The sequence below is a fragment of the Bartonella sp. HY038 genome, assembly GCF_014117425.1.
GTDB lineage: Bacteria > Pseudomonadota > Alphaproteobacteria > Rhizobiales > Rhizobiaceae > HY038.
On sequence record NZ_CP059725.1, the window covers coordinates 2248968 to 2263524 of the forward strand.

Sequence of the window (14557 nt, forward strand, 5' to 3'; positions counted from 1 at the left end):
GATTTAGCGCACCAAAATAGGCGTACCAACAGGAACACGAGCATAAAGATCAATAATATCTTGATTAATTAAACGAATACAACCTGATGACATAGATTTACCAATAGACCACCATTCTGGCGAACCATGAATACGATAGCCAGTATCGTTGCCATTTTGGTAAATATATAATGCGCGCGCTCCCAATGGGTTGGTTGGCCCCGGCTGCATGCCATTTCTATATTGCACAAGCTCCGGTTGGCGTTTTATCATTTCGGCAGGTGGTGTCCAAACAGGCCATTCGCGCTTATATTGTACTTTAGCACGCCCTGACCAACTAAAGCCAGCACGCCCAACACCAACGCCATAACGGATAGCATCACCGCCATTTTGAGTAAAATAGAGAAAATAGTTTTTTGCATCAACAACAATCGTCCCGGGTCCCTCACCCGTTGTATTAGGGACAATTTGGCGACGGTATTGGCGAGGTATTTGGTCATAAGGGATGGCTTGCAACTGGAAACCACGTTCGTTAACGGCTGCATACATAGTATCAGAAGATGTTACCCTGGCATCAACGCTAATCGGTGGCCTCATGGCATTGCCACCATTAGGGCCAATGATTGCACTCGTCGTAGTTGTATCAATGGCGGGCAAAAAGCGGTCCATTGTACATCCAGCAAGACCACTCATCATAAAAAGACCGGTGCCTTTTAACATTAGTCGTCGATTTTGTAACGAACGTTCATTGGTCATGATACAACCTTCAAGTAATAAAACCTATTTGAAAAAAATAAAATGACAAGACAACCCATCCTATCAATGTATTTTCTCCCAAAACTTAAGACCTTATTTAACGCTAGCAATATTGAAAAAACGTTAACCCCAAAAACTCATTTACAAAGCGCAATATTGTAAAGATAGAAATAACAATATTAAAACATAAGCCAAACACATCAATGTGGCATCATCATTTTTGTAGTTTTCAAAAAAATACAAAAAGGCGCTATAAACCACCTAGATTTACAGCGCCTTTAAGAAAACAGCAAAGTAGCGGTATTTATCCCCTGATTGCCCGACCAAAAGCAATAAGGACACATGCACCAACAAAACCAGCGATAAGATAGCCAAGCCAGCCATAAAAGCTAACACCAAACCAACCAAGTACAAGGCTTGCAAGTGCGGCACCGACTATACCTAAAATGATGTTGAGAATAATACCGCCGCCACTATTCATGAACATTTGCGCGAACCAGCCCGCAAGACCACCAACAATTATGCTTGCAAAAAAACCTAAGCCCATGAGTTCATCTCCTTTAAGAATGACGATTAAAAAAATTCTTTGTAATATTGCAGTCAGAAACTTTGAAAACAAATCTCTCTTATTATAAATGGCGAGAACTCAAAAAAGTTCCTCCAATAATTATTATATAAGATTCAAAACATGAAAAACAAATTTTTAAAATTATTTTCAAAGCATTTCGTGTAAATTTTTGTAAACTACCAACCTAATAATGTTATTATAAGATAGCATCACCATCAGTTAAAATAAACAATAAACACCTAGCAAGATTAATACGAATTTAATTCAGATACAATCCAATAAAGATAGAATAGCACTTTCAAACGTATCAATGTTAAATGGCTTTTTAAATTTTTGTTATAACAAAATTAGCTTATCTCTAAAAATAACAAGAACGCAAACGGTTCATCAATTACATTAATAAGGAATTGCGGGCATTTGATTATATATACTTTAAACATAAAATTCACTTTACACATTATTGTAAAAATGCCTTAAATTATAAGAATGCCTTAAATTTCATTTAAAAGGATAGTGCAATGGTAGTCGACCTTACCCCTTCCCCAATCAGAAAAATTAAAACAGATAATCCTCTAACCTTAGCACTTGCTATCAAAGGTTCACTTAACGATGCTGATATTGAAAATCTCTATGGCCTCATGGAAGCTAAAGCGACATTGCATGAGAAATTCAATATAATCGTTATTTTTTATGGAACTGACGAGGTTGAATGGTCGGCTTTATTTAAACCCGATGCACTTTCCATGAACAAGGAATTGCATGATAAAGTCGATCGATACGCTGTAGTTGGTGGACCAAGCTATATGTCTTTTACAACCAAATTTTTAAGTCCATTTTTGGCTCCCAATTTTCGTTGGTTTGCGGCAGATGATGTTAACGCTGCATGGGATTTTGTTAAAAGCAAACCAATAGAGAATGAAGAATAAAATGCAAAATCCACCTTAAACCAATGCAAGCAATTGTGCATAAAGAAAATCTTTCGCCCTGCCAATTGCTTGCGAAAGACTGTCTCCTGATGCTATATAACAGGCAATAGCTGTTGACAAAGTGCAGCCGGTACCGCGCCTTAGCACCGCTAAACGCGGCTGTGAAAACGTGATAACATCTTCGTTTGTAACAAGGTAATCTCTTGCTTCCAAACCATCAAGGTGGCCACCCTTTACTAAAATTGCTTTAACGCCCCTATGCAAAAGTTGTTTTGCTTGCTTAATAGCATAGTCATCACTTGGTGCCGGCTTGTCACCTAACAAAGTTGCGAGTTCATTTATATTTGGAGTTAAAATATCGATGTAAGGCAAAAGCCTTGCGGTTATCGCCTCAACAAGGTTTTCTCTGCTTAAGGGGCCACCAGAGCTTGCAACCAAAACTGGGTCAAAAATAATTGGCGTTTTAGCTATACAAGCAAGCTGATTTTGTAAAACAACACTGTTTTCAACTGTCGCCACCATGCCAATTTTTACAGCAGCTATTGGATTAGCAATCTTTGCAGCTTCAATCTGCTGCTCCAATAGTAAAGGTTGCATTGGTTCAACAGCAATAACGCCTTGATTGGTTTGAGCTGTAACTGCCGTTATTGCCACCGATGATTTACAAAATAAATGGTTTGCTGTCTCTATATCACGGACAACCCCTGCACCGCCCGATGAATCGCTACCAGCGATAATAAGTACATTAGGAAAAGTCATGCACGCCACTTGGCTGTATGGCTTAACCACTCTTGTACCCGCGTTTCAGGTGAAGGGTTTAAAGTGATATCAGTTACCACTGCTGCACTGTCACAGCCTGCTGCAAAAACACCATTAAGCCGATCAACATTTAAACCACCAATAGCAACAAGTGGCAATTGACCTATTATTTGCCGCCATTTACCCAATTTTTCAAGACCTTGCGGTGCCCATTTCATTTTTTTCAATATAGTTGGATAAATTGGCCCCAAAGCAATATAATCGGGCTTTTGCGCAAGTGCAGTGGCAAGTTCATCCTCATCATGGGTCGATAAACCTAATTTTAAACCATGGCTGCGAATAGCATCGACATTAGCAACGCTTAAATCTTCTTGCCCTAAATGCACAAAATCGCATTGTTCTTCAATTGCTAATTGCCAATAATCATTAATAATAAGTTGGCAATCATGCTTTTGGCAAATCACCTTTGACCTTTGAATATGTCGGCGAATAACATCATCGGGTTGATTTTTCATGCGCATCTGAACCAATTTAATACCAAGCGGAACAAGGCGCTCTAACCAATCGGCACTGTCAAAAATGGGATAAAAAGGATCTAATCTCATGAAAATACCGCCTGTCCGATCACTGGTGTTGAAGGGGCTGCGAAATCACGCGGCTCTAAAAATTGTGCTTCAAAGGCTTGTTTTCCAGCTTCAATAGCAAGCTTAAACGCATAAGCCATTTTAACTGGATCACCGGCTTTAGCGACAGCCGTATTGAGCAATACCGCATCAAAGCCAAGTTCCATAACAATGGCCGCATGCGATGGCCTGCCAATGCCTGCATCAACAATCAACGGAACATCATTAAAATGTGCCCGCATAGCGCGTAAACCATCACAGTCGCGCGGTCCTTTTGCAGAACCAATGGGTGCACACCAAGGCATAAGCACCTTACAGCCAGCTTCAAGCAGCTTTTCACCAACTATGAGATCATCGGTTGTATAAGGAAAGACCTTAAAACCATCATCACTTAAAATTTGTGCGGCTTCGACAAGAGCGAAAACATTAGGCTGCAAAGTGTCTTGATTGCCGATAACTTCAAGCTTCACCCAATCTGTTTTAAACAAATCTCGTGCCATTTTTGCTGTAGTTACAGCCTCTTTTACCGAATAACAACCCGCAGTATTTGGTAAAACCTTAACACCAAGATCGCGAATTAACTGCCAAAACTGACCGCCTTGACTACCACCAGCTGTTTCTCGGCGAAGCGAAACAGTGACAATATCTGTTTGTGACTGGCGCACTGCTTCAGCCAAGATAGCAGGTGATGGATATTGTGCGCTACCCAAAAGCAAATGCGACGTTACATCTTCTCCATAAAGCGTTAACATATCAACCTCCTTGCATAGGACTTAAGACTTCAATACGGTCGTTTTCGTTAATGAGACATAAAGCACGTTCATTTGCGCTTACAAGCTCACTATTTTGGGCAGTCGCTAACCACTCGCCCTCGAAACCTTGTTCATTCAAAAGCTCTGCTAGATATTGCACTTTTGTTTCAACTCTATTGCCATTGATAAAAACCTGCATGAACTACTCCAATTAAATCAGCGACGCCTTAAAATATTTATGATAAATGTCTACCAAGCCCTATAGAGGACTTTAAATATAAAATAATCAATCAGGGCAAAGCTTATCGGTAACGCGGCGCGCCATTTCGGGTGATAATAAAAATCCGTGACGATAAAAGCCATTTATATAAAAATGGCGATTACCCTCTTGTGTCATTCGTGGAAAATTATCGGCATAGGCTGGCCGCACGCCAACTCCGGTTTCAATTATTTCCGCTTCAGCAAAGGCAGGATGCAATGTATAGGCAGCATTCAAAAGCTCCATCATTGAGCGAGCGCTGATTGGACCATCATAATCGCTTTCAATCATTGTTGCACCAATCATGAAAGTATGGTCACTACGTGGTACAATATACAGCGGAATGCGCGGATGTAATAGTCTAACGGGTCTTGTTATATGGACATCTGGGCAGCGCACTAAAAGCATCTCACCACGAACACCGCGTAAATCCTTATCGACACCTAAGCGCGCAATGCCAGTTGCATCAATAATGACATCATAATCCTCAGTTTCTTCTTCATTTTGCAAAGGAGCAATAAAGGAAGCCCCTCCTTGAATTAGTTTATCTTGCAAACCTTGCAACGCTTTACGTGGGTCTATGTCTGCTTCTTCAGCAAAAAATAAAGCTTTTTTAAACCGTCCTGCAAGATCTGGTTCAAGTTCAGCGATCATAGCTTCATCAACCAAAACATGACGGGTGGTGCGCTGTGCAAAACGATTAAGCTCGCCTTGGTCGCGTTGTGGTGCCAAGACAAGTGTACCATTATGTTGCACTAAATCAGGAAGGTTTTCAGCCCACCAACCCATTGCTTGCCGCCCTAAATCCTCAACTATTTGCTCCGCACTTTCGCGCTCGCAATAAGGTGCCAACATGCCACCGGCATACCAACTTGCCGAATGGGAGAAACTATCAAGAGGCGCAGAAACTGTGATATCAGCGCCTTTTAAGAAGAGTTGATAAGCTGCAACCAATCCGCCAACACCAGCACCTTTAATAAGCACTTTCATACTGGTTCCTTTCTATTTCTAAACCGCTTTATGCTGATATAAACACCCACCGCACAAAACACAGAGCCAGTGTTTTGATGACAAAACGAAAGATAGAAAAATAGAATTGGAAACACAAAGTTTAAAGGAGCTACTGCTCATTCTACCATCCCTCCGCCAGCATAATCTGGATCAGGTTCTATGGGTCATTGCGCCGCTTTAAATAAACCAGCAATATCTCAGCTCCTTGACAGAGCTCCCCAGGTGAAATTATTCAATATTTAAAAGATATATCAATTAACCCAACATAAAACAAGTTTTATGTTGAGCTTTCTTTTGCTGGACCAGGCAAGAATGCCATAAGGCAAAAAAACAACCAACCAAAAATCATCGTCATACCGCCAATAGGCGCTGCATAGGAAAACAAACGAATACCCCATGTTTGACGAAATAATAAATCCCCCACAAAAAGCGTGACACCAAGCACAATAAGTGCGCCACTAAGACGCGTAAACATTGATCTTTTATCAGCTAAAGCCAAAGCCACTAATAAAATACCGTGACCAAGCAAAATAGGCGCGATAGTCCCATAATTGCTTTGCGAAACATGGGAGGCCGCCGCGTAAGAAGCCATACCAGCTGCCCCAAAAACACCACCGGCAAAACAAAATATCCGGTTTGAGATACGTACCATCATAGGCATTCACCTTTTTCACAAGCTTTTATTGCCGGCCTTAAAGCCTCTTCGAAAATATCGATAATATGATCGGGAGCCGTACTTACTCTAATCAAATGATCAAGCCCAGGAACTGCCGGCTTGCGAATAAACACGCCACGATTTTGCAACTCAATCAAAAGATTATGCGCAAACACATTTCCCCTCTGGCAATCCATTGTAACGAAATTAGTCGCTGAAGCCAAAGGAATAAAGCCAAATTCCAAAGCAACAGCATGCAAACGACGACGTGAAGCAATGATATTACTAATAGCGCCATGCAAATAGACTTGATCTTCTAACGCAGCAACAGCGGCTTTTTGGGTTAAAATAGATAATGAAAAATGATCACGGATTTTGTCAAAACCACTCAATAAATGTTTATCACCGATGACATAGCCGCAACGCATTCCCGCGAGGCCATAGGCTTTTGAAAAAGTGCGGACGCGCAAAACATTAGGCCGCAATGGAAGCATAGGAGGTAACGTACCGTGAGGCGCAGTTTCCCCATATGCTTCATCAAGCACTAAAAGAATGTTTTCAGGTATTGCTGCCATAAACTGCTCTAACTCACAACTCTCATGCCATGAGCCAAGAGGATTATCGGGATTAGCAAGATAGATTATTTTTGCGTCATTTGCTTTGGCAGCCTCTAGTAGCGCATGCAAGTCAGAACGATAGTCGCGGTATGGTACACTAATAACTAAACCGCCATAAGCAGTCACATGGTAATTAAAAGTTGGGTAACCACCAAGACAGTTAATTACTTTATCACCTTTACCGACAAATTGACGAACAATAAGTCCCAACAGGGTATCCGCACCCGCATCAATTGCAATATTTTCAAGTTCAACATCATAGAAATTAGCTAATTTTTGCCGAATTTCATAATTAGTAGGATCACTATAATGCCAAATATCAGCAATCCCATTGGCAATGGCATTTAAAACAGATGGAGCCGGCCCGAATCCATTTTCATTTGCGCCAATGCGTGCCAAAAAATTATGACCACTCTGGCGTTCTAGTGTTTCAGGCCCAACAAAAGGCACAGCAAGGGGAATATTATCAATCTGCGGCAATATTTTGGGATAAGACATATTGGTAAAAACCCGTTTAAAAGAATATTGGATCAATATCATGAAAACCAATTTTTCAAAATATTATTGACTTCACGTCTCGTTGATCAAGAACAAAAGATATTTATAAATGAAAGTTTATTTGAAGCATATCGACAAAACAACAAAAACCCTCAAAACTGTAAGTGTTCTAGGCACCCAACTTAACCAACCGAGCAAAATTGTATGTGCAATTAGACCAGTGCAATAACTAACAATTAAACCAAGCCAATACCAATAGACATGAAAAAACCCGGCAGCGAAGCTACCGGGTTAATTCTAAACCAATCCTAAATTAGGATTAGAATGAACGCTGAAGGCGAACCATACCTTGGAATGCACTCTGGCCTTTCATGCTGTCACGAACGCCGAGAGAAGTTACATTGTTATTAATGTCATACATTGTTGCATAACCGTAGTTATTATCCCACTTGATGTATGTAAGTTCAGGAGTAATTGTTAAACCTGGAACGATCTGGTGAGAAATATTGGCAGTTGCGTAGAATGTACGAGCTGCTTCATAAGCAACCTGGAAGTTGAAGCTAGTTGCAGGGGTGAACTTGTATGAACCACCGCCCCAAACAGCCCAATCGCCACCCCAATCACCATAGATTGAGTTAACTTGACGATAAACACCAAGATGATCAAGCTGAGCAATACCAGCATTGTTCAAAGAAGTGCGGTAACCAGTACCAACGAGACCATAAGTATTGTCATCGGCATAATAATCATCCATTGACTTATAGCCGCCCATTACCCACAATGAGAACTGATCGGTTACATTAATGTCAGCACGGATTTTACCAGCCCACTCTTCGTTGCGTGCATCATATGCAGCAACAGCTGAAAGCGAACCCCAACCTTGAGCGAACTTCAAACCACCAATAACATGTGGAGCGTAATCATCGATTTGCTGACCAAAACCATGCTCAGTATAACCAATTCTGTAGTCTGCAATACCATCGGTATAGGTACGGAACAAATGTTGACCGTAACGATCGCCATCTGAGTTACCTTGTTCAACACCCAAAATAGCTGAGAAGCCATTACCTGCATTGAAAGTATAGCTGATTACGTTTGTACGGCTATATGTAAGTGGGTTCAATACATCATCATTGATAACTTTACCGAAGTAACCTGTCCAATGATTGAAAATTGATTCATCCATACCTACGCGTAGACCACCAAGTTCGATATAAGCAAAACGAAGTTGTGTTTGATCTTTTGCATCACCATATTCTTCGCCACCTTGCCATTGCGAGCGAAGCTCAACAAATGTGCGAAGTGTGCCAAGCTCAGTTTCTGAAGCTGTATGGAAACGAAGAGTTGCACGTGTACGCCAAGCATATGTATCACGATTGACGCCGTGAAGATTACGGCTACCACGGATTGGGTTACCTACTGCATCAGCGCCGATAACATTTGATGTATTACCGCGAGTACGAGCATATACGTCATCGCCGCCCTTGATGTCAGCGCGAACATAACCTGAAATACGCATGCAAGTTTCTGTACCAGGAATGTAATAGTAGCCTGCGCCATAAGTGTCGCAAACGCGTACATATTCTACTGGCTCTGGATCTGCAACAACGGCTACAACTGCGTCAGCTGCTTTTGCACCAGATACTGCAACAAGTGCTGCAGCGGAGCCGAGAAGAAGGCTCTTAATGTTCATAGTATGACCTCCAGTCAAAGTTTCACATAGGTCGGGGCAATTTAAAAATTGTGAGAGTAGGCTCCCGATCCCCTTAACCGAAAAAGTCGCCCCGAAGCGCTCCTTCTTCTTAGCTTGAACATACAGCCTAGATTTTTTGTTACAACCAATAATTGCTATTTGGAACGGTTGTTAAAACAGTAAAGGTCAGCTTGTTGCAAAAAAGTCACGAAATTGTCATGAAAGCGGAAATTTGCTGTTATTTTGTTAGGAAAGGATTAATATTTAGCCGAACTTATTGGGGATACCACCCTTCATAAGAACTAATTGCCCAGTAAGCGACTCGAATTTGATAAAGACTTTTTGAAAGCCTGCAGCCAATACGCCATGATTATAGGTCAATTAAATTTAAAATGATTCTAGACAAAACTAGCGTCAAATATACTTAAATTAAAAAAAATGTGATTTTTGTTAAATAGTGCTTGCACTCATATAAAATAATGTTTATTGCAACCACATCTCACGGAGAGATGGCCGAGTGGTCGAAGGCGCTCCCCTGCTAAGGGAGTAGGGCTCAAAAGGCTCTCATGGGTTCGAATCCCATTCTCTCCGCCAGATACTTTCCAATTTAAATAAAAAACATTCCCCTTTATTTTTTAAACATGAATTTTCTAGCCAAAAATCGTTTTGGGCAATTTATTTGTTGTCATGTTGATATTTTTCAAGATAAATCCTGCTTAATCTCATTATTAAAATGCCAATCTCAGATTTGGCCTTGCGTATTATTTATAATGCAAGGGATAGCGAGACCAAACAGAATTGGGCTCATGAAGCATATTATCGCAGTTGTTGATATATTCTTCAATTCCCCATAGATTTCGGGCATAGTTTCATCATCAAAATCATACCAAAAAGCCCGACCAAATAAAAAAGCATCGGCAAACTCTTTCCAATTGCTATACTGATAGCGTGTCATAGATAATGCTGTACTACAAATTTCCCAAGCTTTATCCTCATCCACATATTCTAATGCTAAAGCATTGAGGGTAATACCGATAAGGCGAGCCATATTCCATGCCATAATGGATTTAACCGGCGGCAACTGCAACCGTCTTAAAATATCACTTTCCAAAAGTGTAATTAGCTTTTCATAATATTCCACAAGCCCTTCACTATTTTCGAGCTTTGAAAAATATTCCACATCCTCGTTCATTCTTTCTATGGTAGGATTTTTATTCATCGCAATGGCGCGCTCAGTTACCATATCAAAATAATATCGATGACCTTCATGTAACAACCAACCAGAAATATCCTCAAAGCTTTCGCCATCAACTATGCCCCAAGCTGATTTCAGGGCGCTTTTTAGTCTTCTTTCTGATTCTATTGCGGCCACATACTGGCACTCCTCAACACGACCTTCACTATAAGGCGCATTAACCGCCATGGTTGTTATTTAGTCCTTTGTTAAAGGAGGTTTATCTCGCCTAGCATGTGAAAAGAATATTTTTAAAAAAAAGACGATAACGTTCTCGAGCCTTCAAAGACGGAACTAAAAAAAATGTTAAATACCAGATAATATACTCCGTTCATTTTAAACCTAAAACTCACGGAGTATATCACCACGACCATCGCTCGCCTTTTTACGAATGCAAAAGGCAAATGAAATTATAAAATTAAGGATTAATCACGTAAAAGATCGTTGATTGATGTTTTAGAACGGGTTTTTTCATCAACACGCTTTACAATGACCGCACAATAAAGGCTTGGCACTGGTTTACCATCGCCAAGATCTTTACCTGGTAAGCTACCCGAAACAACAACCGAATAAGGTGGCACTTCACCATAGAAGATTTCACCTGTCGCGCGATCAACAATTTTAGTGGATTTGCCGATATAAACGCCCATACCAAGAACCGCACCTTCGCGGATGATACAGCCTTCAACCACTTCAGAGCGCGCGCCAATAAAGCAATTATCTTCAATAATTGTTGGACCTGCCTGCAATGGCTCCAATACACCGCCAATACCAACACCGCCAGAAAGGTGGACATTTTTACCAATTTGCGCGCATGAACCAACGGTTGCCCAAGTATCAACCATGGTACCTTCACCAACATGAGCGCCAAGATTGACAAAGGATGGCATTAAAATAACATTAGGTGCAATATAAGCAGAATGACGCACGATCGCATTAGGAACAGCGCGGAAGGCTGCTTGTTTAAACTGTTCTTCGCCCCAACCATGAAATTTTGATGGCACCTTATCCCACCATGATGAACCATCAGGGCCACCTTTAATAAGTGCCATAGGGTTTAACCGGAAAGAAAGTAAAACAGCCTTTTTAGCCCATTGATTAACATGCCATTCGCCATTATCACGGCGTTCTGCCACCCGTAACTCACCCTTGTCCAAAAGGCTAAGCACATGCTCGACGCTATCACGCACTTCACCTTTTGTATCGGTTGAAATAGAATCGCGTGTATCAAAGGCTTGCTCAATAAGTGCTTCCAACGCATGATAATTTGCTTGCGTCATAAAAATCTCCATTACTGATGTTAAAAAACTTTAAACCCATTAAGCATATTATTTGCAAAACGTATAGGCAGCAACTACGGGCAATACGTATTGATACGATAAAATGTTACTTGAACCTAAAAATAAGAATGAAAGGACAAGCAATGCTTCCTGAAGAAAAAGAGGGTTGGACCCCGTTTCCCCATTCGAATGATGATGCCGCAGTTATCCATAAAGTTCCGATCACACCGCAAACACAATCACCCGCTTATCGCCTTGCCTATACGGATGAAGACTTTTTAATGCGCCGCGAAATGCGATCCGTGCGCTTAGGCCTTGAAATGATGAAGCCGGAAATCACTTTAAGTGAGCGCGGCATTCGCTCAACGGTTGTGCTTTTTGGAGGTGCGCGTATTCCAGCACCCGGCCAAGATGCATGGGCGGCTAAAAACGACATTCAGCGAAAAAATCTTGAACTTGCCTCCCGCTATTATGACGAAGCCCGACATTTTGCCCGCCTTTGCTCGCAATATTCGGCCACGACTTACCACCGCGAATTTGTCATTGTGACCGGTGGCGGACCGGGTGTGATGGAAGCGGGCAATCGCGGTGCAGATGATGTAGGTGCACCAAGTATTGGCCTAAATATTGTTTTACCTCATGAGCAAGCACCAAATCCTTATGTAACGCCCGATCTTTGTTTTAATTTCCATTATTTTGCCATTCGCAAAATGCATTTTTTGATTCGTGCCAAGGCTTTGACAATTTTTCCAGGCGGCTTTGGAACTCTCGACGAATTATTCGAAACCCTAACTCTTATTCAAACTGGGCGAATGGAACGCGTGCCTGTGATCTTATTTGGCAAAGAGTTTTGGCAAAAATCCATCAATGTTGAATTTTTAGCCGAACAAGGTACGATTTCACCGGATGATTTGGATCTCTTAACCTATGTGGACACCGCGCAAGAAGGCTGGGATAAAATCCGCAATTTTTATGATTTAAAAAGCCCTGTTTAAACAATGATAAGAATTTACATTCAAATCACAATATTAAAAAGGCTTTGCTAGAAAAACGAGCAAAGCCTTTATTTATCGCTTAGACATGCACATTAGCTTGCAGCTTTTAAAGAAGTATTAGCTTCTACTGGCTTTTTTAATATGCTAAGGCAAAGAATTGAAACGCCAACGCCTGCGATAAGCGCTGCAAAATAACCAAATGGATTAGTTATCCCACCTAAGAATAAAAGAAAAATTCCACCATGTGGTGCAGCTGCGCCGACACCAAGACCTAAGGCCATCGCACCTGCAACGGCTGATCCTGCAATTAATGACGGAATAACCCTAAATGGATCACGTGCAGCGAATGGAATAGCCCCCTCACTAATAAAAACTAACCCCAAAACAAAAGTTGCAACCCTTGAGTTACACTCGTCAATTGTAAATCGGCTAGGGAAGATCTTGGTTGCACATGCAAGAGCAATAGGGGGTGTCATGCCAGCTATCATCGTGGCCGCAACAATTCCACCATTTACACCTACCTGTGTAACGGCAAATGCATATGCTGCCTTATTGACCGGTCCACCTAAGTCAAATGCCATCATTCCACCAAGCAATAATCCCAACAAGATTGCATTTGGACCTTGCAAACTACTAAGCCAACCCTGAAGCCCCAAATTAATATATGTCGCTGGTGGCCCTGCTACATATAACATCACAACACTTACCGCGGCGGTTGCAAACAACGGAATAATCAAAACGGGTAATAAGCCACTAAGACTGCGCGGCAGCTTTAAATATCTGATGATTAAAAGAGCTATATATCCTGCCAGAAAACCTGAAATAATGCCACCGATAAACCCAGCCTCAATTTGGACAGCCAGAAAACCACCAATCAAACCTGGTACAAGTCCCGGCCTATCAGCGATAGAAAAAGCAATGTACCCTGACAAAATAGGAACCATTAATTGAAGACCAAAATTTTTGCCGATATAATATAACTTATATGCGAAAGGCCCAGCCGCAAAAGTAGTGTCAAGCTTGCTAATATCGATACCACCAAGATACATAGCAAAAGCGACGAACAAGCCGCCAACAACCACAAAAGGCAACATGAAAGAAACACCTGTCATCAAATGCTTATAAACACCTGCACCTTTAGCATTTTGTTGCGCAGTTTCTTCTTTTGCAGCCTGATTGGATTGAAGCTTAGCATTGTTAGCAGCTTCCTTAATATAATCTGTTCCCTTATTAATGGCTACTTTTGTACCACTTGCATAGACACGTTTGCCAGCAAAGCGCGAACGATCAACTTCTCTATCAGCTGCAATAATAACAAGATCAGCATCTTTAATTTCATCTGCCGTCAAGGGAGTACCAGCACCAACAGAGCCTTGTGTTTCAACTCGGATATTAATACCAAGCTCTTTACCACTATCAAGCAAAGCATCGGCTGCCATAAAAGTATGGGCAATACCAGTTGGACACGAGGTGATGGCTACAATATTTTTTATTCCACCAAGATTGTCTTTGCCTGCACTATCAGTTTCTTTGTTATTTGACTTTTCAGTTTTGGGAGCGCCTTTGCCATTAGAAAACCGCGCTAATATTGCCGATGCATCATTTAGGACATCATCAAGTTCAATATTATAAACATCCCCGCCATTAAAACGGGCGGCATAGTCACTATTATCAAGCGATCCAACGGTATCGCTTACAACCAGCAAAATGTCATCTTTGTCACGTGCAACGGGAATACGCAATGCCTGTCCATTAGGACTGATCGATATCTCGACCTCCAATTTTGCTGCAAGTGCGGCAGCGGATAAAGCTTCCCGCGCCAAGACATCAAGGACCTGATTGCCCTGTTCTTCAATTACTATAAAGAGTTTCATCTTATTCCTCCCGCCATTTTAACGGCAGTTAATATTCTTTATGACGGAGCGTGGTCAGATTAGATGCGAAAAATATTG

Annotated in this window: 15 protein-coding genes, 1 tRNA gene and 1 riboswitch; of the genes, 3 read left to right on the forward strand and 13 right to left on the reverse strand. The window is 41.4% G+C overall.

Going from position 1 to position 14557, the window contains the following annotated elements; genetic code table 11:
- Positions 1-3: 3 nt before the first annotated feature.
- On the reverse strand, positions 4-735 hold the full coding sequence (locus tag H3299_RS09765; RefSeq protein ID WP_182417481.1) for a L,D-transpeptidase: 732 nt from the start codon (positions 733-735) through the stop codon (positions 4-6).
- A gap of 304 nt (positions 736-1039) precedes the next feature.
- Positions 1040-1282, reverse strand: a complete 243-nt coding sequence (locus H3299_RS09770; RefSeq protein ID WP_182417482.1) for a GlsB/YeaQ/YmgE family stress response membrane protein — start codon at positions 1280-1282, stop codon at positions 1040-1042.
- A gap of 539 nt (positions 1283-1821) precedes the next feature.
- Here H3299_RS09770 and H3299_RS09775 point away from each other — a divergent pair.
- Positions 1822-2229 carry an STAS/SEC14 domain-containing protein gene (locus tag H3299_RS09775; RefSeq protein WP_182417483.1) on the forward strand — a complete coding sequence of 136 codons (408 nt, stop codon included), beginning with the start codon at positions 1822-1824 and terminating at the stop codon, positions 2227-2229.
- A 15-nt stretch (positions 2230-2244) separates the two neighbouring features.
- Here H3299_RS09775 and H3299_RS09780 read toward each other — a convergent pair whose 3' ends face one another.
- The 8 genes from H3299_RS09780 to H3299_RS09815 form a co-directional block, all read right to left on the reverse strand.
- On the reverse strand, positions 2245-2988 hold the full coding sequence (locus H3299_RS09780; RefSeq protein ID WP_182417484.1) for a hydroxymethylpyrimidine/phosphomethylpyrimidine kinase: 744 nt from the start codon (positions 2986-2988) through the stop codon (positions 2245-2247).
- Positions 2985-3593 carry a thiamine phosphate synthase gene (locus H3299_RS09785; RefSeq protein WP_182417485.1) on the reverse strand — a complete coding sequence of 203 codons (609 nt, stop codon included), beginning with the start codon at positions 3591-3593 and terminating at the stop codon, positions 2985-2987. Before H3299_RS09785 ends, H3299_RS09780 begins: the two co-directional genes overlap by 4 nt.
- Positions 3590-4363: a thiazole synthase gene (locus H3299_RS09790; RefSeq protein WP_182417486.1), complete on the reverse strand. Its 774-nt coding sequence runs from the start codon at positions 4361-4363 to the stop codon at positions 3590-3592. Before H3299_RS09790 ends, H3299_RS09785 begins: the two co-directional genes overlap by 4 nt.
- 1 nt (position 4364) lies before the next feature.
- Positions 4365-4562, reverse strand: coding sequence for a sulfur carrier protein ThiS (gene thiS, locus H3299_RS09795; RefSeq protein ID WP_182417487.1), 198 nt, complete (start codon positions 4560-4562; stop codon positions 4365-4367).
- A gap of 87 nt (positions 4563-4649) precedes the next feature.
- Positions 4650-5612, reverse strand: coding sequence for a glycine oxidase ThiO (gene thiO / locus H3299_RS09800; RefSeq protein ID WP_182417488.1), 963 nt, complete (start codon positions 5610-5612; stop codon positions 4650-4652).
- 130 nt (positions 5613-5742) lie between these two features.
- Positions 5743-5864, reverse strand: a riboswitch (TPP riboswitch).
- 46 nt (positions 5865-5910) lie between these two features.
- Positions 5911-6288: a DUF423 domain-containing protein gene (locus tag H3299_RS09805; protein ID WP_246708058.1), complete on the reverse strand. Its 378-nt coding sequence runs from the start codon at positions 6286-6288 to the stop codon at positions 5911-5913.
- Positions 6285-7403, reverse strand: a complete 1119-nt coding sequence (locus H3299_RS09810; protein ID WP_182417490.1) for an aminotransferase class I/II-fold pyridoxal phosphate-dependent enzyme — start codon at positions 7401-7403, stop codon at positions 6285-6287. The genes H3299_RS09805 and H3299_RS09810 overlap by 4 nt, the downstream gene beginning before the upstream one ends.
- A 319-nt stretch (positions 7404-7722) precedes the next feature.
- Positions 7723-9096 carry a porin gene (locus tag H3299_RS09815; RefSeq protein ID WP_182417491.1) on the reverse strand — a complete coding sequence of 458 codons (1374 nt, stop codon included), beginning with the start codon at positions 9094-9096 and terminating at the stop codon, positions 7723-7725.
- A 503-nt stretch (positions 9097-9599) separates the two neighbouring features.
- On the opposite strand from H3299_RS09815, the gene H3299_RS09820 reads away from it, so the two are divergent.
- Positions 9600-9690 (forward strand) — tRNA-Ser (locus H3299_RS09820).
- 148 nt (positions 9691-9838) lie between these two features.
- Here the strand turns inward: H3299_RS09820 and H3299_RS09825 are convergent.
- Both H3299_RS09825 and dapD read right to left on the reverse strand, forming a co-directional pair.
- The gene (locus tag H3299_RS09825; RefSeq protein WP_182417492.1) at positions 9839-10468 is read right to left on the reverse strand and encodes a DUF1266 domain-containing protein; all 630 of its coding nucleotides are present in this window, start codon (positions 10466-10468) and stop codon (positions 9839-9841) included.
- Between the two features lie 287 nt (positions 10469-10755).
- Positions 10756-11610 (reverse strand): 2,3,4,5-tetrahydropyridine-2,6-dicarboxylate N-succinyltransferase, encoded by an 855-nt coding sequence (gene dapD / locus H3299_RS09830; protein WP_182417493.1) that lies wholly within the window; start codon positions 11608-11610, stop codon positions 10756-10758.
- Between the two features lie 143 nt (positions 11611-11753).
- On the opposite strand from dapD, the gene H3299_RS09835 reads away from it, so the two are divergent.
- Positions 11754-12605: an LOG family protein gene (locus tag H3299_RS09835; protein ID WP_182417494.1), complete on the forward strand. Its 852-nt coding sequence runs from the start codon at positions 11754-11756 to the stop codon at positions 12603-12605.
- Positions 12606-12697: 92 nt separating this feature from the next.
- On the opposite strand, the gene H3299_RS09840 is transcribed toward H3299_RS09835, so the two are convergent.
- Positions 12698-14479 (reverse strand): PTS fructose transporter subunit IIC, encoded by a 1782-nt coding sequence (locus H3299_RS09840; protein WP_182417495.1) that lies wholly within the window; start codon positions 14477-14479, stop codon positions 12698-12700.
- Between the last annotated feature and the right edge of the window lie 78 nt (positions 14480-14557).